Genomic DNA, 19,882 nt, shown 5'->3' with positions numbered 1-19,882 from the left:
AGCATCTGTCAGACGGGGCTTTGCGACGAAGTGGGCGGCGTGGCCGGCGACGTCAGCGGCTGATCGACCGAAGGCGTCGCGGCGCTCGCGCTCGGCATCACGACGTCGATGTCGGTGCCGTTTTGCGCGCCACGGCGGATCTCGAAGCGCCCGCCATGCGCGGCCACGCGCTGACGCATGCCGAGCAGGCCGTGCGTATGTGTGCGCTTCAGATCGGCCGGCATGATGCCGACGCCGTTGTCCGCGATATGCAGCGCGACCTCGCCGTCGCCGACCCGCAATGCGATTCCGACCTTCGAGGCCCGCGCGTACTTGGCGGCGTTCGTCAGCGATTCCTGCGCGACCCGAAACAGCGCGATTTCGGTCTGCTCGTCGAGCTGGATATCGTCGGCGGGAAGGTGCAGCTCGAGCGTCCAGTTGTTGCGCTGCGCGGCTTCGTCGGCGAGCGTGCGCAGCGCGGTAACGAGCCCGAAATTGGCCAGCACGGTCGGCCGCATGTCCTCGATGATGCGCCGCTTCAACGCGATGCCCTGGTCGAGATTGGCGAGCGCGCGCTGCAGCTTGTCGGCGATGTCCGGCTCGCTGTCCTTCAGCTTGCGGCGCGCCCATGCGACGTCCATCCGGCATGCGGTCAGAATCGCGCCGAGTTCGTCGTGCAACTCGCGCGCGAGCTGGGTCTTTTCGTTTTCGCTGACCGCCTGCAGATGCCAGCCGAGCGCTTCGAGCTGCCGCGTGCGCTCGTTGACGAGCTGGTCGAGTTCCTCCTGCTGCGTGATCAACTGACGCTGCGCGCGCGCCTGCCGGTCGATCTGGATGCCGAGATTGCGAAACAGCAGGATGAACAGCACGATGTTCAGCGCCGACAGACCCGCCGCGCACAGCGTCGACAGCCGCTGGTCGGCGCGGCTCGCGGCCAGCGCGTGCTGAGCGCGGCGCTCCTCGTTGTCGCGCAGCAGCGCGAGCGTACTGTCGATCAACGACGCGTCCGCCGGGTTGATGTCGCTCGCGCTCCCGCATGCGCCGAGATCGAGCGGATGCGGCGCGGCGTGCTGCATGGCGGCGGCGCCCGCGCCGATGCGCGCGTCGATCAGGGCGAGAATCTGCGTGAAGCTCGCGAGTTCCGCGCTGTCCGCGCGGCCGCCGCGATAGAAGTGGTCCAACTGCTGGGTGGTGTCGCGGATGCGCGCGGCGCTCGCGCAGAACGCGTGGGCGGATGCGTCGTCCTTCGTCAGAAGAAACTGGTTTTGTTGCGCGGTGAGGCGCGACAGCTCGCTCGCGAGTGTGCTCAGTCGCACGGTGACGTCGCGCGCTTCAAGCGCGGTCTCATACTCGGCGGTGATGCGCTGACGCGCGGTCTCCAGAATCACGAGGCCTCCCACCGTGATCACGATCGCCACCGTCATCGCGATCGCCCAGCTGCGATTGCGCATCCACTCGGCGAGCCGCGCCGTGGCGCGCGCGCCAGCTTGTTCCGGCGGGTTCTGCAGATTCGACACTTTCGGCTCCAGAAAGAGGGCATCGACACCGGCATCGACCCCGGCATCGCGCGAAGCCGCGCGCGTAATGTCGTCGTAACCCAATGTAAGCGGATTCTCACACGAAAAACGGCGAGCGTCGGAATGCGCGCGGCGCCGCGCATCGATAGCATGGACCCGATCGTTCATGCAATGTTTCGGGAGGAATCCATCATGTTGAAGTGGGCACTGTTCTTCGCGATCGTCGCGGTGATCGCCGGTCTTCTCGGCTTCACCGGCATCGCGGCCGGCGCGGCGGCGATCGCGAAGTTCCTGTTCTTCGTCTTTGTCGTGCTGTGCGTGGTGTTCCTCGTGCTGGGCTTCGTCGTGACGAAGAAAATGATCGATTAGCGCGGCCATCGCGGTGGCGGCAAGCCGCGCCCTCACAGCAGGCGAGCGATTTGCTGGTAGTCGATTGGAAGGCCAACAAAAGGGAGAAATGCCATGCTTCACTATGCCATCGTCTTCTTCGTGATTGCGATCATCGCAGCCGTGTTCGGCTTCACCGGCATCGCGGCCGGCGCGGCCGAAATCGCGAAGATCCTGTTCTACATCTTCCTCGTCGTGTTCGTGGTCACGTTGCTGCTCGGCGTGTTTCGAACCTAGCCGCGCGAGCCGGATGAACGCAACATGAGGTAGGCAGCGAAGTACGCAATGTAGGAACAGGTAGTCAACAAGGCGCGTGAACGCGCGGCGTTTGAATCCCCGATGAGGCGCCCGCGTTCGAAGCGCGCCGTCATTCCACCCTGGGCGCATCAGGCGCGATTCGTGCTGATGCGCGATTCACCCAATACCGGATAAAGGAGAAGTTCGATGACGAAGCAATCTGGCGACACGTTCGTGATGGACATCACGAAGATCCGCGAGGACGCGCGCAAGCATATGTCGGATGGTCCGGTCACGCAGAGCTATGGCGCGAATCGCGAGACGGTGCTCAAGCTGCTCAACGACGCGCTCGCCACCGAGATCGTCTGCACGCTGCGCTACAAGCGCCATTACTTCATGGCGAAGGGCATCAATTCCGAAGCGGTCGCGAGGGAATTTGCCGAGCACGCAACCGAGGAGCAGGAGCACGCCGATCGCATCGCCGAGCGCATCGTGCAGCTTGGCGGCGAACCGGATTTCGCACCGGACGGCATCAAGGCACGCGCGCATTCGGAATACAAGGAAGGCACCGATCTGACCGACATGATTCGCGAGAACCTGATCGCGGAGCGCATCGCGATCGACACGTACCGCGAGATCGCACGGTATCTCGGCGAGAAGGACGTGACCACGCGCCGGCTGTTCGAGGAGATTCTCGCGGTCGAAGAAGAGCATGCCGACGATATGGCGGATCTGCTCGCGGGGCGCGAGTAGCGCGCCAGGCGACAGGGAGGCGTCGAAGGACCGGGTCGCGGGCGAACTCGGGAATGCCGGCAACTGCGGTGCGAAGCCGCCCTCGCATTGCGCGTCCGGCCGTGGCCCCGGATCATTACCATGTCCGCATCGGAGCGACTCCCATTGCACGGAACCCAACCGATGATTCGAGTGCTGATAGCTGACGATCATGCGATCGTTCGAGGTGGATTCAGACAGTTCGTCGCCGACGAGCCGGACATGTGCGTCGCCGCCGAGGCGGCCACCGGCGAGGAAGCGATCGGCCTCGTGCGCGAGCAGGCATTCGACGTCGTGCTGCTCGACATCGCGATGCCTGACAAGAACGGCATCGATACGTTGCGTGTGATCAAGCAGGTGCGTCCCGAGCAGGGCGTGCTGATTCTATCGGGCTATCCCGAGAGCCAGTACGCGATCAATCTGCTGCGCGCGGGCGCGAGCGGCTATCTGAACAAGGACTGCGAGCCGGAAGAAATCGTGCGCGCGATCCGCTCGGTCGCGCGCGGGCATCGCTATCTGTCGGAGGCGGTCGCCGATACGCTCGCCGACAATCTCGACAAGCCTGCCGCCGGGCGTCCGCATGAAGCGCTGTCGGAGCGCGAATTCCAGATCTTCTGCAAGCTCGCGGCCGGCCAGTTGCCGACCGAGATTGCCGAAGAGCTGCATCTGTCGGTCAAAACGGTGAGCACGTATCGCGCGCGGGTGCTCGAGAAGATGCGTCTCGCGAACAACGCGGACCTCACGTATTACGCGATCAAGAATGGCCTGATCGACTGACGGACGATCGAGATATCCCGATGAACAGCGAACCGAACCCCGCTACCGAGTCAGCCAGCCGCGCGCCGTTGCGCGTGCTGCTGATCGAGGATTCGCCGCTGATCCGCCGCAGCCTCGTGGAGGCGATCGATGCGTCGGGCCTGCTGCGCGTGGCCGCTTATGCCGATTCCGCCGATCAGGCGATCGCGCTGCTCGGCGACGAAGCGTTCGACGCGGTGATCGTCGATTTGCAGCTGAAGCTGGGCTCGGGCGTGCCGGTGCTCGCGTATCTGCAGCGCGAGGGGCTGATCGATTCGATGTTCGCGGCGGTGCTGACCAATCACGCGTTGCCCGCGTACCGCGAGCGCTGCGAACAGTATGGCGTGCGGCACTTTTACGACAAATCGTTCGAGTTCGATCGCGTGCTCGATGCGCTGCATGAGTATGCGTTGGGGCGGGGTGGCGGGGTGTAACGACTCGACCGTAGTTGGCGTTTCTAGTCCTGTTTCCACACTCCGCGCGTCATCGCTTCTTCGAGCATCCCGAGGGTAAGCGAACGTCCGCCGAGCAATTCTCGCGCGCTGGCACTGAAGGGGGACTTCAACGCGGCCACGACGATGTCGCGCTTGCGCATGTTGGCGGATGGAACGTGGTAAGCGACGTCGAAATCGCGCAGGTCCACGTGGAAGCGGTCAGCCCATGCCTGCATCACCTCGACGATTTTCGCCGGCTCCCAATCCAGATCGTGATACAGATCCATGTCACGGGTCAGCTTGTCGTCGAGAGGCAGCCCGGCGGGAGTGCGCATTTCGCGGATGAACCGAGCGAGATCGAGCCACGTGTCGTTCATTACAGACGATCCTCCGGCTGATATCAATGCCCAGCCCGCGCCGGCAACCGCAAATGATTCCACGCGCCGAGCCCGGCAAACGCGATCCCCGCGATAGTCACGCCGACCCACCCGAACACCGGCCACACGATCGCGCCGACACCCGAGCCCAGCGCCCCGCCGATGAAATACGCGACCATGTACACGGTATTCACGCGGCTGCGCGCATCGGGCTTCAATGCGTAGATGCGCGACTGATTCGAAATCTGCGCGGCCTGCACGCCGATGTCGAGAATGATCACGCCGACCACGAGGCCCGCGATGCTCTTCGCCGACGCACCGAAAATCACGAACGCGATCACGACCAGCACGAGCGACACGGTGATGATCGCGCGCGGTCCACGCCGGTCGGCGAACTTGCCGGCGAGCGGCGCGGCCAGCGCGCCGGCCGCGCCGACGATACCGAACAGCCCTGCCGCCTGCGGCCCGAGATGAAACGGCGCGCCCGCGAGCAGCAGCGCGAGCACCGACCAGAAAATGCTGAACGCGCCGAACAACGCCGCACCGGTCAGCGATGCCTCGCGCAGCGCGCGATGCTCGGTTACCAGGTGCCACATCGACACGAGCAGCTTGCCGTACGGCAACGTCGAGGTGGGCTGACTCTTCGGCAAACGCAAAACGATGACGACCGCGAGTGCGAGCAGCGCGACGACGGATGCGCCAAACACCGCGCGCCAGCCGAAGTATTCGGCGACGATGCCCGCCGCGGTCCGGGCGAGCAGGATGCCGAGCAGCAGGCCGCTCATCACGGTGCCGACCGCGTGGCCGCGCTCGGACGGCGGCGCGAGTTCGGCCGCAAACGGCACCGCCTGTTGCGCGATCGTCGCGAGCACGCCGATCGCGAGACTCGTGACGATCAGCACCGCGAGCGTCGGCGCCGACGCCGCAATGACGAGCGCGACGCACATGCCGGCGATCTGCAGCAGGATCAACAGACGCCGGTCGAAGCGATCGCCGAGCGGCGCGAGCAACAGCATGCCGGCGGCGTAGCCGAGCTGCGTGACGGCCGGCACCGCGCCGACCCATGACGCGCTGTCCGGAAACGACTGGCGGAAGTTATCGAGCAGCGGCTGGTTGAAATAGATGTTTGCGACCGAGACACCGGCGATCGTCGCGAGCAGCAGCAACACGCCGCGCAACGACCGGGCGGAGGAAGCGGAAGTGGAAGCGTCGGAAGTGGACATGACAGGGGCGGATCGACGGACCGGCCCATGCGCGGTCCTCAAGCGTGCCGATCATACCGGAGCGGCGGGGTTCGTGCTGACGGCCGCGCGAGGCTCGCCCGCGCAGCCGGTATCAGGCGGTTGCGAAGTGTGTCCGGCGGTTCAGTCGATCAACGCGCCAGCGTCGTAGAACGGATACGGACCGTCGGCCGCGTCGACATACGCATGATGCGTGACGATGCCCGTCGCCGGATCGTAGTAATGGAGCGCATACGCGGGCGGCTCCATCACGAACGCCGACGGTCCGTCCTCGCGAAAATCGAGCGCCACCTGGTGCGCGGGCGCTGGAATCGCGCTCGCGATCGTGCCGCCGAAGCGCACGAACATCGACCGATGCACGTGCCCGCAGAGCACGCGCTCGACGTTGGGATGCTGTGCGATCAACGCCGCGAGCTTGTGCGACGCCGCCCGGTCGAGCCGGATCTCGTCCATATGCCCGATGCCGCACGCGAACGGCGGGTGATGCAGCGCGACCACGACCGGCTTGCCGCGCGCCGCATCGAGCTGCCGCTCGAGCCACGCGAGCCGCGTGTCGCACAGCATGCCGGCGCTCGAACCGGGCACCAGCGAATCGAGCGCGATCACGCGCAGCGGGCCGACGTCGAGCGCGTACTGCACGAACTCGCCGCCGCTCAGCAATTCCTCGCGCTCGGCAAACGCCGCGCGCAGCGCGTTGCGTTCGTCGTGATTGCCGACCATCAGGAAGTAGGGAATCGCGAGCGGCGCGAGCAGTGTTTTCAGGTGTGCGTACTGCTGCGGGTCGCCCTGATCGACGAGGTCGCCGGTGATCAGCACCGCGTCGGGACGCGGGGTGAGCGCGTTGAGCGCGTCGACGCAGCGCGCGAGGTAGTGGGCGGTATCGACGCGGCGATATGCGAGTGCGCCGGGTTGCTTGATATGCAGGTCGCTAATTTGAGCCAGCAGCATGACAGAGGTCCTTCGGGTTGCTTCGTGTCGGGCGCCAGGATGCGGCGCTGTTTTTACCTACGATAGCGCAATCAGTGCGTCCGGCTCGATCGAGATGCCGACCGGCGTGCCGCGCGCAAGCTCGATGCGGCCCGCGACGTCGACGAAGAGCGGCTCGGGCGCGGCACCGCCAATCGTCAGACGCGTGCGTTCGCCGAGGAACGCGGTGCTTTCGATCTGGCCGCGCAGCTGCGCGAGCGCGGGGTCGGTGAGCCGGGCATCCTCGGGGCGAAAGAAGATTTCGTGCGCGCCGCGTGCGTTCGACGCATGCGCGGGCAACGGCACGGCGCCGCCGCTCGTCGCCAGCATGCCGTCGCGGGGCTCGCCCGCGACACGGTTGATCGTGCCGACGAACTGCGCGACCGTGCGATTGGCCGGACGATAGTAGATGTCGCGCGGCGAACCGATCTGCTCGATGCGTCCCGCGCTCATCACGACGATGCGATCGCCGAGCTCCATCGCTTCGGCCTGATCGTGCGTCACGTAGACGGTCGTGATGCCGAGTTCGCGCAACAGCGCGTTCATCTCGCTGCGCAATGCGTCGCGCAGACGCGCGTCGAGCGCGGTCAGCGGTTCGTCGAGCAGCAGCACGCGCGGCTGCACCGCGAGTGCGCGCGCGAGCGCCACACGTTGACGCTGGCCGCCCGACAGTTGATCGATCGGTTTGTCGGCGTGCGCGTTGAGCCGCATCATGCCGAGCAGTTCGTCGACGCGTCGTCGCGCGACTGCGGCCGGCACGCGCTTGATCTTCAGGCCGTAGCCGATGTTGCCGCGCACGGTCAGATTCGGAAACAGCGCGTAGCTCTGGAACACCATGCCGACCGCGCGTTTTTCGATCGGCAGCGTGGTCACGTCGTCGTCGCCGAATGCGATCCGGCCGCCCGCGTCAGGTGTTTCGAGGCCCGCGATCAGGCGCAGCGTCGTCGTCTTGCCGCAGCCCGACGGTCCGAGCAGCACGAGGGTTTCGCCCGCGCCGATCGTCAGGTCGAGCGGTTCGAGCACGCGCGTGCCGCGAAACGTTTTGGCGCACTGCGTGAGCGTGATGGGAACCGAGGTCAGTTTCATGGCGTGTCGATGGGCTTCGAGGAAGAGGCGGCGCCGCGCTTCTTCGACGCGCTGCGCTGGCCGGTCGCATCGACGCCGAGCCATTGCATCGCGACGAGCAGCGGCATCGTCATGATGAAGAACAGGATCGTGTACGCGCTGCCGATCTCGATGCGCATCGACGCGTAGGTGTCGGCGAGGCCGACCGGCAGCGTCTTCGTGTCGGGCGTGTGCAGCATCCACGTGAGGTTGAATTCGCCGATCGACAGCGTGAGCACCGCGAGCGCGCCCGCGACGATGCCTGGCCGCGCGTTCGGCAGCACGATGGTGACGAAGCGCGTGAAGAAGCTCGCGCCGAGGCTCGCCGCGCCTTCTTCGAGCGTGCGCAGATCGCTGCTCGCGCAGACCGCCGCGACCGCGCGCACCATGAACGGCAGCGTGAACACCACATGCCCGACGACGATGAACGCCGCGCTCATCCGAAACGCCGTGAAGCCGCCGTAGATCACCAGCAGCGCGAGTGCCGATGCGAGGCCGGGCAGCGCGATCGGCAGCACCAGAAACTCTTCGACGATGCGTGCGAAGCGCGTCTTGCTGCGCGCGAGCACATAGCCCGCGGGCACGCCGGTCAGCAGCGTGACGACGAGCGTCGCCGCGGCCACTTCGAGCGACAGCCACACCGAGTCGTGATACTGGGTCCACACTTCGACGAGCCAGCGCAGCGTGAGTCCGCTCGACACGCCCTTGAAGTAGTTGACCGTCAGCCCGGCGACGATCGACATGACGACCGGCACGATCAGGAACGCGCACAGCAGCAGTGTGACGAACCATTGACCCGCGGCGAGCCATGTTCGCGTGGAAGGCCACGCGCGTCGCGCGCGCGGTCCCGCTGCCGGTTGCGAAGACGGCGAAGGGGCGGTGATTGAGTTCATAGGTAGGTAGTCGTTGCGTTCGCGAACGCGCGGCTCCGGCGACGCGCCGTTCACGCGCTCGCCGCCACGCCCGAACCGCTCGCGCTGCGCGCGATCGCCAGCACCGCCCACGTGACGATGCCCAGCACGATCGACAGGCCCGCGGCCGTCACCATGTTCGCGTTCAGCGTGAACTCGGTATAGATCGTCATCGGCAGCACGTCGATGTCGGTGGCGAGCGTGAACGCCGTGCCGAACGCGCCCATCGCGGTCGCGAAGCACACGGCGCCCGCCGCGATCAGTCCGGGCGAGAGCGCCGGCAACACGATGTCGCGCATGATGCGCCACGGCGATGCGCCGAGCGAGCGCGCGGCCTCTTCGAGCGATGCATCGAGCTTGGTCGCCGAAGCCATCACGGTGACGATCACGCGCGGAATCGAGAAGTACAGATAGCCGAGAAACAGGCCGCTCATCGAATACGCGAACACCCAGCGATCGCCCGCGAGTTTCAGCGACAGCGCGCCGATCAACCCTTGACGTCCCGCGAGCATGATCACCATGAAGCCCACGACGACACCCGGAAACGCGAGCGGAAACGTCAGTAGCGCGAGCAGTGGGCGCTTGCCGGCGAACTCTCGACGCGCGAGCAGCAGCCCAGCGATCACCGACAGCACCAGCGTGGCCGCCGTGACCGCCGCCGACAGCACGACGGTCGCGCCAAGGCTCGACATGTAACGCGCATTCGTCAGCATTGCGCGATAGGTCGCGAACGCATGGCCGCCGCCGGAGAGCTGCGCGAGCGCGACCATCGGCAGCAGCCAGAACGCGATGAAGACCGCGAGCGCGGGCGCGAGCAACGCGATGCGCCAGCGCAGCGGGAACGTGACTTCGTTCAATGCATCACCTGTAGATAGCGCTCGCCGAAGCTCGACTGCTTGTCGGCCATCTTCGCGAAGTCGACCGGCTTCGCGCGCGCGTATTCGCTCGCGGGCAGGAACTGCGCAGCCGTCTCGGCGCTCATCGCGCTCGCGCGCACCGGCCGCAGATACGCCTGCGCCCACAGCTTCTGGCCTTCGTCGGACAGTACGAAATCGAGCACCTTCTTGCCGTTCGCTTCGTGCGGCGCGCCTTTCACGAGGCTCATCACGTACGGCACCGAGATCGTGCCTTCCTTCGGAATCACGAACTCGACGTTCGCGTGATCCTTGTACTTCGCGCGGTACGCGTCGAAGTCGTAGTCGAGCAGGATCGGAATTTCGCCGGACAGCACGCGCGCGTACGCGGTTTGCTTCGGCACGATCGGCGCGTTCGCCTTGAGCTTTCTGAACCAGTCGAGACCCGGCTCGAAGTTGTCGAGCGTGCCGCCGAGCGCCTGGTTCACCGCGACCGCGCCCGCATAGCCGACGAACGCGCTCGACGGATCGAGATAACCGATCATGCCTTTGTATTCGGGCTTCAGCAGATCGGCCCACGAGCGCGGCACCGGCTTGCCTTCGAGCGCGTCCTTGTTGACGAAGAAGCCGAGCGTGCCCGAGTGGATCGTGAACCAGTAGCCTTGCGGGTCTTTCAGGCCGGCGGGAATGTCGTCCCAGTGCGCGGGCTTGTACGGCTGGATCACGCCCTTGTCCTTGGCCTGGAACGCCGACGATACGCCGAGATACACGACGTCGGCGACCGGGCTTTTCTGCTCGGCCATCAGCTGCGCGATCGATTGTCCCGAGTTCTTGTTGTCGAACGGCACGCGAATGCCGGTCTTTTGCTGGATCGCCTTGATCTGGCTCGCCCAGTCGGCCCATTCGGGCGGGCAGTTGTAGCAGATCGCGGTTTCGTCGGCGCGCGCGGCTTGCGGCGCGAGCGCGACGAGCGCCGCGCCGGCGACGAGCAGGCTCGCCGGCAGTGCGGTCGCGGCGGCGCGCGCGAGTTTCTGCCACAGCGGTATGAGCGAGGATGCGAAGCGTGAGGTTGAGCGGGGCACTGCGGGTCTCCCTGTGTCGGATGGGTTGCGCGGGTTGGGGATAACAGCCAGGGCGCGCGTATGCGCGTGCCTTCATTGGGCTTCTTATGCGAGCGGCTTTTCGATGGCGGCCGCAGCGCTCGGGACGTGGGTCGGCGACGCTTCGTCGAGATTCGCGTGCGAGCCGAGCGCCGCGATCGTCGCGCCTTCGCGCAAGCTGTGCGGCAGCGTCAACGCGCGCGAGGTTGCGCAGAACGCGCGCTCGTCGCGCGCGCCGCCGATGCGTGCGAGCAAGCGCTGCCACGCCGCACAGCCGATTTCGCGATTCGGCGCGCAGATGCTCGCGAGCGTCGGCGACAGCAGTTCGCCCATTGCGAGGCCGTCGAAGCCGAGAATCGACATGTCCTGCGGAATCCTCAGACGCGCGCGGCGCAGGCCGCGCATCACGACCATCGCGAGCAGATCGTTGCTGCAGAAGAGGGCGGTCGGACGGTTTGCGCCGTGCGTCAGATGCGCGAGCACGGACGGCGCGAGTTCGTCGGCGTTGAAATCGACTTCGAGCGCGGGCGCGGCCGTGAGGCCGGCCTGCTGCATCGCCTGCGTGTAGCCGAGATGACGCTGACGCGCGCGATCCGAGGCCGCGAACGAGCCGGCCAGCATCAGAATGCGGCGATGGCCGTGCGCGATGAGCCGGCGCACGCCGTCGTAGGCGGCGAGGCGATTGTCGACCGACACCGACGGGCGGCGCACCGTGTCGTTGTGCATCAGCACGTATAGCAGGCCGTCGCGGTCGAGTTCGTCGAGCAGCGGATGGGTGTCGGCATCGGCGACGGTCAGGATCAGTCCTTCGACGCGATGCTCGCGCAGCGTTTCGATTGCGTGACGTTCACGGTCCACGTCGTACTGCGTGGTCATCAGCATCAGCCGATAGCCTTGCGCTGACGCGAGATCGTCGATGCCTTGCAGGCATTCGGCGAACACCGGGTTCGCTAGCGTCGGCAGGACGACACCCACGAGGCGCGTGCGCTCGCCGCGCAATTGCCGGCCGAGCGGGCTCGGGCGGAAGTTCAGCGCGTCGATCGACTGACGTACCTTGTCGAGCGTGACGGGGTTCACGGTGTGCGGCGCGTTGATCGCGCGCGATACCGTGGCGATGGAAAAGCCCGCGTGGGCGGCGACATCCTTGATCGTCGGCGTCATCGGTTTTCGGCCCGCTGTAATCGTTTTCGTGAGCGGATTATCGGCAACGTTTGTGACTTGGGGATGAATGCGGGTGTCGGGCGCTTTTTTGGGGCTGCCGCGAGGCGATGGTAGAATTCGCGACCACGCGCGATTGCCACCTCTGCCGGGGTGATGAAATTGGTAAACATAGCGGACTTAAAATCCGCCGCCTTCGGGCTTGCCGGTTCAAGTCCGGTCCCCGGCACCACTAGAGTTCACAAGCTTGTGAGCACAAAGCCGGCGCCCTGATTGGATTACGGGCGTGGACGTTCCACACAAATGAGCGGCCCGCGTGCGAGCGAGCCGATTCCCTGGATCAGGCATCCGCGTCACTATGGAAGCGCGAACACATCAGGTTCGGGCACGATATGCGTAGCCTACGTCGCGTCATCAACCTACGCGCTTACTTCTCCTCCGATATTTGCGCCATAGTCTCACGATTCCCATATAGGCAAGAACTGTAACGAGCAGTTCGATAACTACCGTTGCCGGGATATAAATATCGTCAGGATCGTCCAGACCAAACCCGTTCGCGATGGAAAGCCAGGCAAGCGCCTGGCTTTCGGGCATAGGCCACGGATACGTATGGACAGAGCGAGCTGAAACGAGGAAGAGGCCGATAAACAGGGCGACCTAGCAGAGCCTACGGGCAAGTGTTGCCATACGTGACGACCTCTATAGTTCCATACGCGCCAAGCCCGGAAGTGCGGACCGGGACAGTGACGGTGTGCTGAAGAGCGCGGCGGATTATTTCGAAGTCACTATAGCTCGGCAGGCTAATACAGCCGAGTGAAAGTCCACTACCGCCGACCGGATGCGGCCTGAACTGTCCGCGCTTGATGCCGTTGACCCATGCAAAGTCATCAATGTTTCCATCGTCGCGATAGAGCGCGAACCATTCATTGTGATGAGATGGGCGACCATTAGCCGTATTCCACACGTCTTTCGCGGCAGCAATAGCTGGGAGCGGACGCCGCCTGTAGGGCGGTCCACGATCCAGTATTTCCCGGCCGGGATCGGGAATGGCTGTGCATCCACCTCGATCGCGATAAATGCCATTACCTGAAAACGCGTTAAAAGTGCCGACGCCGAAAATGGTCAGCGGCGACAAGGGTGCGTTATTCGCTAGAAACTTTCCTTGATAAGCCACGTATGTTCTTTCTTGGGTGGGTGATGAACGCCGCGCAATTGTGATATTGCATTGCTGGGTCACACAAAATGCGGAAAGGATTATTTATATGGCTTTATTTTGAGTTGCGGTAGGAATGTGCCGATTTTTATGGGGAATCGTGCAATTGCAGGTACAGGTGCAGGCGCCCGGCGCAGGGCATGGCATTCGACGCGTGACGCAGCCTCGTTGCAAAGGTGAATGATTGATAAATTCATCTGATACGGAAGCGTGGGCGGCGCATGTCAGCGAAAGGCGGAGGGTTGATTCAGAGGTGCGGCCCATAGCACTCACGCTGTGGCTTACAGGCCCGCACAAAAAAGCCGACTCGCGAGAGTCGGCCTTTGCGTGTCAGTCGAAAGACTCGGAGGCGACCGCGCCCCCCTCAATTACCAGATGTGCGGCATCGTTGCCCGGCGCGAAGAAGCGCCAGTCCTCGTCATCTTCAACGCCGTCCGGGACCACCACAAGGCGATACCCTCGCGAGAACGAAACGACGATGCCGCCTGCGTCGTCTGCCGATGCATCCTCGACCCTGATAGGCCCTTGCCCTACGAGTATTTCATGCAAGCGCCGGGCCGTGGCGTGCGCCTTTTCATCCGAGCCCCGCAGATCCTCTCTCGTCGCTACGGTGAAGCCCTCTCGTTCGAGCTGCCAGGCACATTGCACATGAAGCGCCCACGCTCCATCCTCCCGACTTCTTCCCCTAAGTGTGTACCGTCGCTGTGGGCCAAATTGCATAGTGACCATGTCTCCCGCATGGCTAACCCAGCTCAAATCAATCCCGACGAGCACAGCAAGCCGCCCCGCAATTTCTGTCCTTGTATCAATCATCACCACCTCCAAACATGTGCTGCCCCCGCTCCAACATTTCGTGATACCCGAGGCCGTGCTTACTGATATCGTCATGGAGTTGCCTAGCCTGATTTTTATTCAGCCCCAGCGCCTTTACAACAGCCTTAAACTGCTTGTTTTGCGCCTGATTGTTGCGAGGTGTTCCCTCACTACCCGCGACCTGCATGGCGTCCACATTAGGCATGTCCGGCTGATAGTCGAACGGCTGCGCATCGCCAGGCAGCGTTGATGCGCCTCCATCGCCAGCCCTGGTTGCGCGCGCAGCGGCCAACCGGGCTTGCGAAGTGGCCGGATCATACTGGACGGACAGAATGCGTTCGCCGTCCGGGTGACTGCCGGTCCTCGCTACGGGATTCCTCAACGGCGTGCTGCTGTAGGGTGACGGAAACAGGCCATTACGCGGGCCTTTAATGGCAAGCAAGTTGCCCCGGCGAACCTCTTCGAGAAGAGCAAGAATGACCCACCAGCCATCGGTGTCAGGGTTCCGGTCCCGTACACCATGAAAAAACAGCCAGTGACAGCCAATGAGATCCTTGACCAGCTTCCGGTCCTCCTGCCACGTCCTACCATTCAGTTGGGCAATGTCAAGAAATTCCCTGGTCTCTGCCTTGGCCCTCTGAAGGTCTGCGGCCTTGCCGAGGCACGCCTTGTAGTGCCATTCGTCGCAGATGACATAACGGGCACCCGGTGGCCGCTGGCAGAACAGCTCCACGGAGTGCATCTCAAATACGGACTGGGACATAGGTGTGTCGATGATCTATCTGAAGTCGCTGCCGGGGTTGACAGCAGTCAGATGAATACCTTGTGACAGGCAGTCCGTACATGGGCGACAGCCCAAAATCTCCGCGGCTTTCGATGAAACAGAAAAAAGCGCTTCACGAATCTTCGGTACTTCGAACGGAGCGGCATCCGGAAAATGCCCAACCTTGTCCATCAGCGCGACTATGCGTAAGATCGGTCCCGCCAACCTCACTCCGCCTTCATGTCCCCCCTCAAATACCTCACCGGCTACCCCGCACCGTTGCAAGACAAGGTGAGAAAGCTGATCGCCGCCGATCAGCTCGGCTCCTACGTCGCGCAGAAGTACCCGAGCACGCACGAGGTGCAAACCGACCGCGCGCTCTACGAGTACTGCGCGGAACTCAAACGCGAACACCTGCGCAACGCCGAGCAGATCGACAAGGTCACTTACGACGGCAAACTCGACGTGATGCGTCACGCGCTCGGCCTGCACACGAGCATTTCGCGGGTGCAGGGCAGCAAGCTGAAAGCGAAGAAGGAAATCCGCATCGCGTCGTTATTCAAGGCCGCGGCGCCGGAGTTTCTGAAGATGATCGTCGTGCACGAACTCGCTCATCTGAAAGAAAGCGACCACAACAAAGCGTTCTATCGTCTGTGCGAGTTCATGCAGCCGGGTTACCACCAGATCGAATTCGATCTACGTCTGTATCTGACGCATCGCGATCTGGCGAAGAAGACCGTGTGAGGTACGCCGCGCGACAGGCGCGGCAGGCGCGGCAGGCGCGACAAACGGAGCTGACTTCAAGCCGCCAGTTCCGCGGCATCCTCCACCATCGACGCCGTCAACAACACCGGAATCGACTTCGACGTCGGCGTACCCGCGCCATCTGCGACCGAGGAGAGCGGCACCAGCGGATTCGTCTCCGGATAATAAGCGCCGAGGCAGCCGCGCGGAATGTCGTACTCGACGAGCAGAAAACCGTCCACGCGTCGCTCGATGCCATCGGCCCACACGCTCGTGATATCGACGCGCTGACCAGCCGCGAACCCGAGCATCGCGAGATCGTCCTTGTTGGCGAACAGCACGCGCCGCTGTCCGTACACGCCGCGATAGCGATCGTCGAGACCGTAAATCGTCGTGTTGTACTGATCATGTGAGCGGGTGGTCATCAGCGTCAGCAGGCGTTCGCCATGTTGCTTCTTCGCCTGATGAATCGGCGTGTCGAGCGCGATCGCGTGGACGATGAACTGTGCCTTGCCGCTCGGCGTTTTCCAGATGCGATCGCGCGATGCGACGCCGAGATGGAAGCCGCCCGGCTTCTTCAGACGCTCGTTGTAGTCGTCGAAACCGTCGATCACCTTCGCGATGCCGTCGCGAATCAGCGCGTAGTCGGCCGCATGGGCGAGCCAGTCCACCTTGCCGCTGCCCAAAGTCGCATGCGCCATGCGCGCGACGATCGCCACTTCGGAAAGCAGATTGTCCGACGCCGGCTTGTTCATCCCATACGAGATGTGCACCATGCTCATCGAATCCTCGACGCTGACGCCTTGCGCCACGCCGTTCTGAACATCGATCTCGGTGCGTCCGAGCGTCGGCAGGATCAGCGCGTCGCGGCCATGCACGAGGTGGCTGCGATTGAGCTTCGTCGTCACGTGCACGGTCAGATCGCATGCGCGCATCGCGTCCCACGTGCGCGGCGTGTCCGGCGTCGCGATCGAGAAATTGCCGCCCAGCCCGATGAACACCTTCACCTTGCCGTCGAGCATCGCCTGAATCGTGTTGACGACGTCGAGTCCGTGCTCGCGCGGCGGCGCGAAGTCGTAGGCTGCGCCGAGCTTGTCGAGAAACGCTTCAGTAGGCTTTTCTTCGATACCGACCGTGCGGTCGCCCTGCACGTTCGAGTGGCCGCGCACCGGGCACAGCCCCGCGCCGCGCCGGCCGATATTGCCGCGCATCATCATCAGATTCGACAGCAGCTGTACCGTCGCGACCGAGTTCTTGTGCTGCGTGAGACCCATGCCCCAGGTCGAAATCACCGCGCGGCCCTTCACGTAGATATCGGCGAGCTTCAGCACCTCGTCGAGCGGCACGCCTGCCTCGGCGACGATCGTGTCCCAGCGCTCGGCGCGTAGATCGTCGGCGAAGGCAGCGAAGCCGACTGTGTGCTGGGCGATGAAGCCGAAGTCGAGCACGCGCTCGAGGCCCGACACGAGCGCTTCGTCATCCAGTTCGAGCACGCGTTTGGCGACGCCCTTGATCAGCGCGAAATCGCCGCCGACCTTCGGACGGATGAATACCGAGCTGATTTTCGTGCTGCCCATCGTCAGCATTTCGACCGGATGCTGCGGGCTCGCGAAGCGTTCGAGGCCGCGCTCCTTCAGCGGATTGATCGACACGATCGTGGCGCCGCGCTTCGCGCATTCGCGCAGCTCGCCGAGCATGCGCGGATGGTTGGTGGCCGGATTCTGGCCGAAGATCAGCAGCGTATCCGCGTGTTCGAAGTCATCGAGCGTGACCGTGCCCTTGCCGATGCCGACCGTGTGCGGCAGGCCACGGCTCGTCGCCTCGTGGCACATGTTCGAGCAATCGGGAAAATTGTTGGTGCCGTACATGCGCACGAACAGCTGGTACAGGAACGCGGCTTCGTTGCTCGCGCGGCCCGAGGTATAGAACGCGGCGCGGTCAGGATCGTCGAGACGCTTCAGATGGCTCGCGATCAGCGCGAATGCCTCGTCCCAGCCGATCGGCACATAGCGGTCGCGCGCGGCGTCGTAGACGAGCGGATCGGTCAGGCGGCCGTGCTGCTCGAGTTCGAAGTCGGATTGCATCATCAGCTCCGTGACGCTGTGCCGCTCGAAGAACGCGGGCGTCACGCGCTTGCCGGTGGCCTCGGCGGCCACGGCCTTCACGCCGTTTTCGCAGAACTCGAATGTCGACGCGTGCTCGCGATCCGGCCACGCGCAGCCGGGGCAGTCGAAGCCGTCAGGCTGGTTCTGCTTGAGCAGCGTGCGATAGTTGCCGCCCGCGACCTTTTCCTTGAGCAGGTTGATGGCGACATACTTCAGCGCGCCCCAGCCAGCGGCGGGGTGCTTGTACGGCTCGATGCGGGCTTCGGCTTGTGTTTCGTTCTTCTTCATGACGTGGCAGTGGATAGATTCAACAGGCTTTGCAGACCAATGTCGAGGAGCGTACTGTGTTCCACAAACCGCGTCGGGTACAGAACATCGGAAAGAATAGGAGTACAGTTGCGCGACGATGCCTGAAGCCGCCCGAATCCACCCGAATCGCATGAAGCTCTACGAAAAACTCGCCGACGAAATCACCGAAGCCGTGCGCCGCGGCGTGTTCGCGGCCGGCGAGCGGGTTGCGTCGGTGCGGCAGGCGAGCCAGCAGCACGGCGTCAGCATCAAGACGGTGCTGCACGCGTATGCGCTGCTGGAGAGCCGCGGCATCGTCGAAAGCCGGCCGCAGTCGGGCTATTTCGTGCGCGACGCGGCCGCGCGGGCGCTCGCGCCGGCGCCCGCCGCGGCCCGCGCGGGCCGCAAGTCCGCGCCGCCGCCGGTGCCCGCGACGGTCGACGTGAGCCGGCTCGTGCTGTCGACGCTACGCAGCATCCGCGCGCACGACGCCGTGCCGTTCGGCTCGCCGTATCCCGATCCGTCGCTGTTCCCGTGGCGGCGCATCAACCAGTACGCCAACGCGATCGCGCGGCGGCACGCGAGCTGGAATCTGATCGACGATCTGCCGCCGGGCAACCCCGAGCTGATCCGGCAGATCGCGCGGCGCTATGCGGAAAACGGTCTGCCGGTCGATCCGGGTGAAATCGTGATCACGCTCGGCGCGACCGAGGCGATCAACCTGAGCCTGCAGGCGGTCGCCAAGCCGGGCGACACCGTCGCGGTCGAGTCGCCGACCTACTACGCGATGCTGCACGCCATCGAGCGCCTCGGCATGCGCGCGATCGAGGTGGCGACGCATCCGGTCGACGGCATCGATATCGACGCGCTCGCGAAGGCGATCGCGCGGCAGAAGATCGCCGCGTGCATGGTGATGCCGAATTTCCAGAATCCGCTCGGTTTCTGCATGTCCGACGAGCGCAAGCGGCAACTGGTCGAACTGCTGGCCGCGCACGAGATTCCGGCGATCGAGAACGATGTCTACCAGGAGCTGTATTTCGGCGACACGCGGCCGTCGACGCTGAAGACCTTCGACACCCAGGGGCTCGTGCTGCACTGTGCGTCGTTTTCGAAAAGCCTGACGGCGTCGTACCGGATCGGCTGGGCGCTGCCGGGGCGCTATCGCGCGCAGGTCGAGAAGCTCAAGTTCCTGAATACGCTGACGACGCCGTCGGTGCCCCAGATCGCGGTCGCCGATTATTTGCGTCAGGACGGCTACGACCGTCATCTGCGGCACCTGCGCCGCGTGTACCGGCAGCAGGCGAGCATCATGAGCGCGCTGGTGCTGCGCTTTTTCCCGGTCGGCACGCGCGTGTCGACGCCGCGGGGCGGCTACGTACTGTGGGTCGAGTTGCCCGTTGCGATCGATTCGATGCGGCTTTATCAGGCGGCGCTCGAACGCGGGATCACGGTCGGGCCGGGGATGATGTTTTCGACGCGCAACGATTTTCGGCACTTCATCCGGCTCAACTACAGCTATCCGTGGACCGCGCAGGCCGAAGCGGCGTTGAAGACGCTCGGTGAGCTGGCTACGGCGATGGCGTGACAGGCGCCACGGCGATGCAAAACGACACATCACGACAGGTAGACCGACATGGATGACGACGACATCGACCCGCAACTCGCCGCGATACTCGCGCAGCTATGGCGCGCGCATCGCGAGACACCCTGGCGCGCGTGGTCGCTCGCGAAGCTGTCGAAGCAGGCCGGCGTGCCGATGAGCAGCTTGCGGCGGCAATTGACGGCGCTCTCAGGAAGCGGTCTCGTCGATACGATGTTCCACGACGATGGCACCGGAGCCGCGTCGCTGAGCGAAATCGGCGCGCAGCTTTGCGCGGAGCTGTTCGGCACGAGCGAGGGCGGCGAGCCGTCGGCCGCCGGCTGAGCGTCCCGGCGCAACTGCCGCCGGCGCGCAATTGCGCGTCATGCGCCGCCCCGCCGCCGCGACCGGGCGCCGGGCATCCGCCGCCGAACCAAATGGGCCGTCGCAGTCTGCCGCGGCCGGCCCAGCGTCGAGCCGCTGCCGGCGCCTGCGGGCCACGAACAGACGGCGCCCGCACTGCCGTCGCCCGTGGTACCGGCATCA

The 19,882-nt window shown here is 64.5% G+C and carries 21 protein-coding genes and 1 tRNA gene; 9 read left to right on the top strand and 13 right to left on the bottom strand.

Features of this window, described 5'->3' with window-relative positions:
* Positions 1–8 precede the first annotated feature (8 nt).
* On the bottom strand, positions 9–1,664 hold the full coding sequence (locus HWY30_RS15005) for a sensor histidine kinase (RefSeq protein ID WP_244144914.1): 1,656 nt from the start codon (positions 1,662–1,664) through the stop codon (positions 9–11).
* Between the two features lie 24 nt (positions 1,665–1,688).
* Between HWY30_RS15005 and HWY30_RS15000 the strand changes: the two genes are divergently transcribed.
* The 5 genes from HWY30_RS15000 to HWY30_RS14980 all read left to right on the top strand — a co-directional run bounded on the left by HWY30_RS15000 (position 1,689) and on the right by HWY30_RS14980 (position 4,120).
* A complete protein-coding gene (locus HWY30_RS15000) occupies positions 1,689–1,865 on the top strand; it encodes a DUF1328 family protein (protein ID WP_090805380.1) in 177 nt (58 codons plus the stop codon).
* Between the two features lie 93 nt (positions 1,866–1,958).
* Positions 1,959–2,120 carry a DUF1328 domain-containing protein gene (locus HWY30_RS14995; protein ID WP_006052455.1) on the top strand — a complete coding sequence of 54 codons (162 nt, stop codon included), beginning with the start codon at positions 1,959–1,961 and terminating at the stop codon, positions 2,118–2,120.
* A 207-nt stretch (positions 2,121–2,327) separates the two neighbouring features.
* Positions 2,328–2,873, top strand: coding sequence for a ferritin-like domain-containing protein (locus tag HWY30_RS14990; protein ID WP_090800921.1), 546 nt, complete (start codon positions 2,328–2,330; stop codon positions 2,871–2,873).
* A 162-nt stretch (positions 2,874–3,035) separates the two neighbouring features.
* Entirely contained in the window at positions 3,036–3,668 is a 633-nt protein-coding gene (locus HWY30_RS14985) for a response regulator (protein ID WP_090800919.1), read from the top strand.
* Positions 3,669–3,688: 20 nt separating this feature from the next.
* Complete coding sequence (locus HWY30_RS14980) at positions 3,689–4,120, top strand: response regulator (RefSeq protein WP_090800917.1); 432 nt, start codon at positions 3,689–3,691, stop codon at positions 4,118–4,120.
* A 23-nt stretch (positions 4,121–4,143) separates the two neighbouring features.
* Here HWY30_RS14980 and HWY30_RS14975 read toward each other — a convergent pair whose 3' ends face one another.
* From HWY30_RS14975 to HWY30_RS14940, 8 genes are all read right to left on the bottom strand, one after another.
* Positions 4,144–4,497, bottom strand: coding sequence for a DUF1493 family protein (locus tag HWY30_RS14975; protein ID WP_090800915.1), 354 nt, complete (start codon positions 4,495–4,497; stop codon positions 4,144–4,146).
* A gap of 23 nt (positions 4,498–4,520) precedes the next feature.
* Complete coding sequence (locus tag HWY30_RS14970) at positions 4,521–5,720, bottom strand: MFS transporter (RefSeq protein ID WP_090800914.1); 1,200 nt, start codon at positions 5,718–5,720, stop codon at positions 4,521–4,523.
* A gap of 141 nt (positions 5,721–5,861) precedes the next feature.
* Positions 5,862–6,686, bottom strand: coding sequence for a phosphodiesterase (locus tag HWY30_RS14965; protein ID WP_090800912.1), 825 nt, complete (start codon positions 6,684–6,686; stop codon positions 5,862–5,864).
* A gap of 57 nt (positions 6,687–6,743) precedes the next feature.
* Positions 6,744–7,790, bottom strand: a complete 1,047-nt coding sequence (locus tag HWY30_RS14960; protein WP_090800910.1) for an ABC transporter ATP-binding protein — start codon at positions 7,788–7,790, stop codon at positions 6,744–6,746.
* Complete coding sequence (locus HWY30_RS14955) at positions 7,787–8,701, bottom strand: ABC transporter permease (RefSeq protein WP_090805379.1); 915 nt, start codon at positions 8,699–8,701, stop codon at positions 7,787–7,789. Before HWY30_RS14955 ends, HWY30_RS14960 begins: the two co-directional genes overlap by 4 nt.
* A gap of 50 nt (positions 8,702–8,751) precedes the next feature.
* The gene (locus HWY30_RS14950; RefSeq protein WP_090800908.1) at positions 8,752–9,576 is read right to left on the bottom strand and encodes an ABC transporter permease; all 825 of its coding nucleotides are present in this window, start codon (positions 9,574–9,576) and stop codon (positions 8,752–8,754) included.
* A complete protein-coding gene (locus HWY30_RS14945) occupies positions 9,573–10,655 on the bottom strand; it encodes an ABC transporter substrate-binding protein (RefSeq protein ID WP_090800906.1) in 1,083 nt (360 codons plus the stop codon). Before HWY30_RS14945 ends, HWY30_RS14950 begins: the two co-directional genes overlap by 4 nt.
* 84 nt (positions 10,656–10,739) lie before the next feature.
* Positions 10,740–11,834: a LacI family DNA-binding transcriptional regulator gene (locus tag HWY30_RS14940; protein ID WP_090800904.1), complete on the bottom strand. Its 1,095-nt coding sequence runs from the start codon at positions 11,832–11,834 to the stop codon at positions 10,740–10,742.
* Positions 11,835–11,978: 144 nt separating this feature from the next.
* Between HWY30_RS14940 and HWY30_RS14935 the strand changes: the two genes are divergently transcribed.
* Positions 11,979–12,063 (top strand) — tRNA-Leu (locus tag HWY30_RS14935).
* A gap of 435 nt (positions 12,064–12,498) precedes the next feature.
* Here the strand turns inward: HWY30_RS14935 and HWY30_RS14930 are convergent.
* The 3 genes from HWY30_RS14930 to HWY30_RS14920 all read right to left on the bottom strand — a co-directional run bounded on the left by HWY30_RS14930 (position 12,499) and on the right by HWY30_RS14920 (position 14,620).
* Entirely contained in the window at positions 12,499–13,005 is a 507-nt protein-coding gene (locus HWY30_RS14930) for a DUF2778 domain-containing protein (RefSeq protein ID WP_167368599.1), read from the bottom strand.
* 369 nt (positions 13,006–13,374) lie between these two features.
* A complete protein-coding gene (locus HWY30_RS14925; RefSeq protein ID WP_090805377.1) occupies positions 13,375–13,857 on the bottom strand; it encodes a hypothetical protein in 483 nt (160 codons plus the stop codon).
* Positions 13,850–14,620: a hypothetical protein gene (locus HWY30_RS14920; protein WP_090800898.1), complete on the bottom strand. Its 771-nt coding sequence runs from the start codon at positions 14,618–14,620 to the stop codon at positions 13,850–13,852. The genes HWY30_RS14925 and HWY30_RS14920 overlap by 8 nt, the downstream gene beginning before the upstream one ends.
* A 240-nt stretch (positions 14,621–14,860) precedes the next feature.
* Between HWY30_RS14920 and HWY30_RS14915 the strand changes: the two genes are divergently transcribed.
* Entirely contained in the window at positions 14,861–15,364 is a 504-nt protein-coding gene (locus HWY30_RS14915) for a M48 metallopeptidase family protein (RefSeq protein ID WP_090800896.1), read from the top strand.
* Between the two features lie 56 nt (positions 15,365–15,420).
* Here the strand turns inward: HWY30_RS14915 and HWY30_RS14910 are convergent, their stop codons facing one another.
* Positions 15,421–17,757: an FdhF/YdeP family oxidoreductase gene (locus tag HWY30_RS14910; RefSeq protein WP_090800894.1), complete on the bottom strand. Its 2,337-nt coding sequence runs from the start codon at positions 17,755–17,757 to the stop codon at positions 15,421–15,423.
* 151 nt (positions 17,758–17,908) lie between these two features.
* Here HWY30_RS14910 and HWY30_RS14905 point away from each other — a divergent pair, with 151 nt between their 5' ends.
* Together HWY30_RS14905 and HWY30_RS14900 are read left to right on the top strand one after the other, a co-directional pair.
* Positions 17,909–19,342, top strand: coding sequence for an aminotransferase-like domain-containing protein (locus tag HWY30_RS14905; protein ID WP_090800892.1), 1,434 nt, complete (start codon positions 17,909–17,911; stop codon positions 19,340–19,342).
* Positions 19,343–19,390: 48 nt separating this feature from the next.
* Complete coding sequence (locus HWY30_RS14900; RefSeq protein WP_090800890.1) at positions 19,391–19,681, top strand: helix-turn-helix domain-containing protein; 291 nt, start codon at positions 19,391–19,393, stop codon at positions 19,679–19,681.
* Positions 19,682–19,882: the final 201 nt, after the last annotated feature.

This window comes from Paraburkholderia tuberum STM678 (genome assembly GCF_902833905.1).
Lineage (GTDB): Bacteria > Pseudomonadota > Gammaproteobacteria > Burkholderiales > Burkholderiaceae > Paraburkholderia > Paraburkholderia tuberum.
The sequence above is the reverse complement of the archived record's forward strand: the minus strand, read 5'-3'. Positions and strand labels throughout refer to the sequence as shown.

Bases quoted from the DNA above. Each gene is read 5' to 3' on its own strand.
- HWY30_RS15005 (WP_244144914.1), bottom strand. From the start codon at position 1,664: ATGAACGATCGGGTCCATGCTATCGATGCGCGGCGCCGCGCGCATTCC.
- HWY30_RS15000 (WP_090805380.1), top strand. From the start codon at position 1,689: ATGTTGAAGTGGGCACTGTTCTTCGCGATCGTCGCGGTGATCGCCGGT.
- HWY30_RS14995 (WP_006052455.1), top strand. From the start codon at position 1,959: ATGCTTCACTATGCCATCGTCTTCTTCGTGATTGCGATCATCGCAGCC.
- HWY30_RS14990 (WP_090800921.1), top strand. From the start codon at position 2,328: ATGACGAAGCAATCTGGCGACACGTTCGTGATGGACATCACGAAGATC.
- HWY30_RS14985 (WP_090800919.1), top strand. From the start codon at position 3,036: ATGATTCGAGTGCTGATAGCTGACGATCATGCGATCGTTCGAGGTGGA.
- HWY30_RS14980 (WP_090800917.1), top strand. From the start codon at position 3,689: ATGAACAGCGAACCGAACCCCGCTACCGAGTCAGCCAGCCGCGCGCCG.
- HWY30_RS14975 (WP_090800915.1), bottom strand. From the start codon at position 4,497: ATGAACGACACGTGGCTCGATCTCGCTCGGTTCATCCGCGAAATGCGC.
- HWY30_RS14970 (WP_090800914.1), bottom strand. From the start codon at position 5,720: ATGTCCACTTCCGACGCTTCCACTTCCGCTTCCTCCGCCCGGTCGTTG.
- HWY30_RS14965 (WP_090800912.1), bottom strand. From the start codon at position 6,686: ATGCTGCTGGCTCAAATTAGCGACCTGCATATCAAGCAACCCGGCGCA.
- HWY30_RS14960 (WP_090800910.1), bottom strand. From the start codon at position 7,790: ATGAAACTGACCTCGGTTCCCATCACGCTCACGCAGTGCGCCAAAACG.
- HWY30_RS14955 (WP_090805379.1), bottom strand. From the start codon at position 8,701: ATGAACTCAATCACCGCCCCTTCGCCGTCTTCGCAACCGGCAGCGGGA.
- HWY30_RS14940 (WP_090800904.1), bottom strand. From the start codon at position 11,834: ATGACGCCGACGATCAAGGATGTCGCCGCCCACGCGGGCTTTTCCATC.
- HWY30_RS14925 (WP_090805377.1), bottom strand. From the start codon at position 13,857: ATGATTGATACAAGGACAGAAATTGCGGGGCGGCTTGCTGTGCTCGTC.
- HWY30_RS14920 (WP_090800898.1), bottom strand. From the start codon at position 14,620: ATGTCCCAGTCCGTATTTGAGATGCACTCCGTGGAGCTGTTCTGCCAG.
- HWY30_RS14915 (WP_090800896.1), top strand. From the start codon at position 14,861: ATGTCCCCCCTCAAATACCTCACCGGCTACCCCGCACCGTTGCAAGAC.
- HWY30_RS14910 (WP_090800894.1), bottom strand. From the start codon at position 17,757: ATGAAGAAGAACGAAACACAAGCCGAAGCCCGCATCGAGCCGTACAAG.
- HWY30_RS14905 (WP_090800892.1), top strand. From the start codon at position 17,909: ATGAAGCTCTACGAAAAACTCGCCGACGAAATCACCGAAGCCGTGCGC.
- HWY30_RS14900 (WP_090800890.1), top strand. From the start codon at position 19,391: ATGGATGACGACGACATCGACCCGCAACTCGCCGCGATACTCGCGCAG.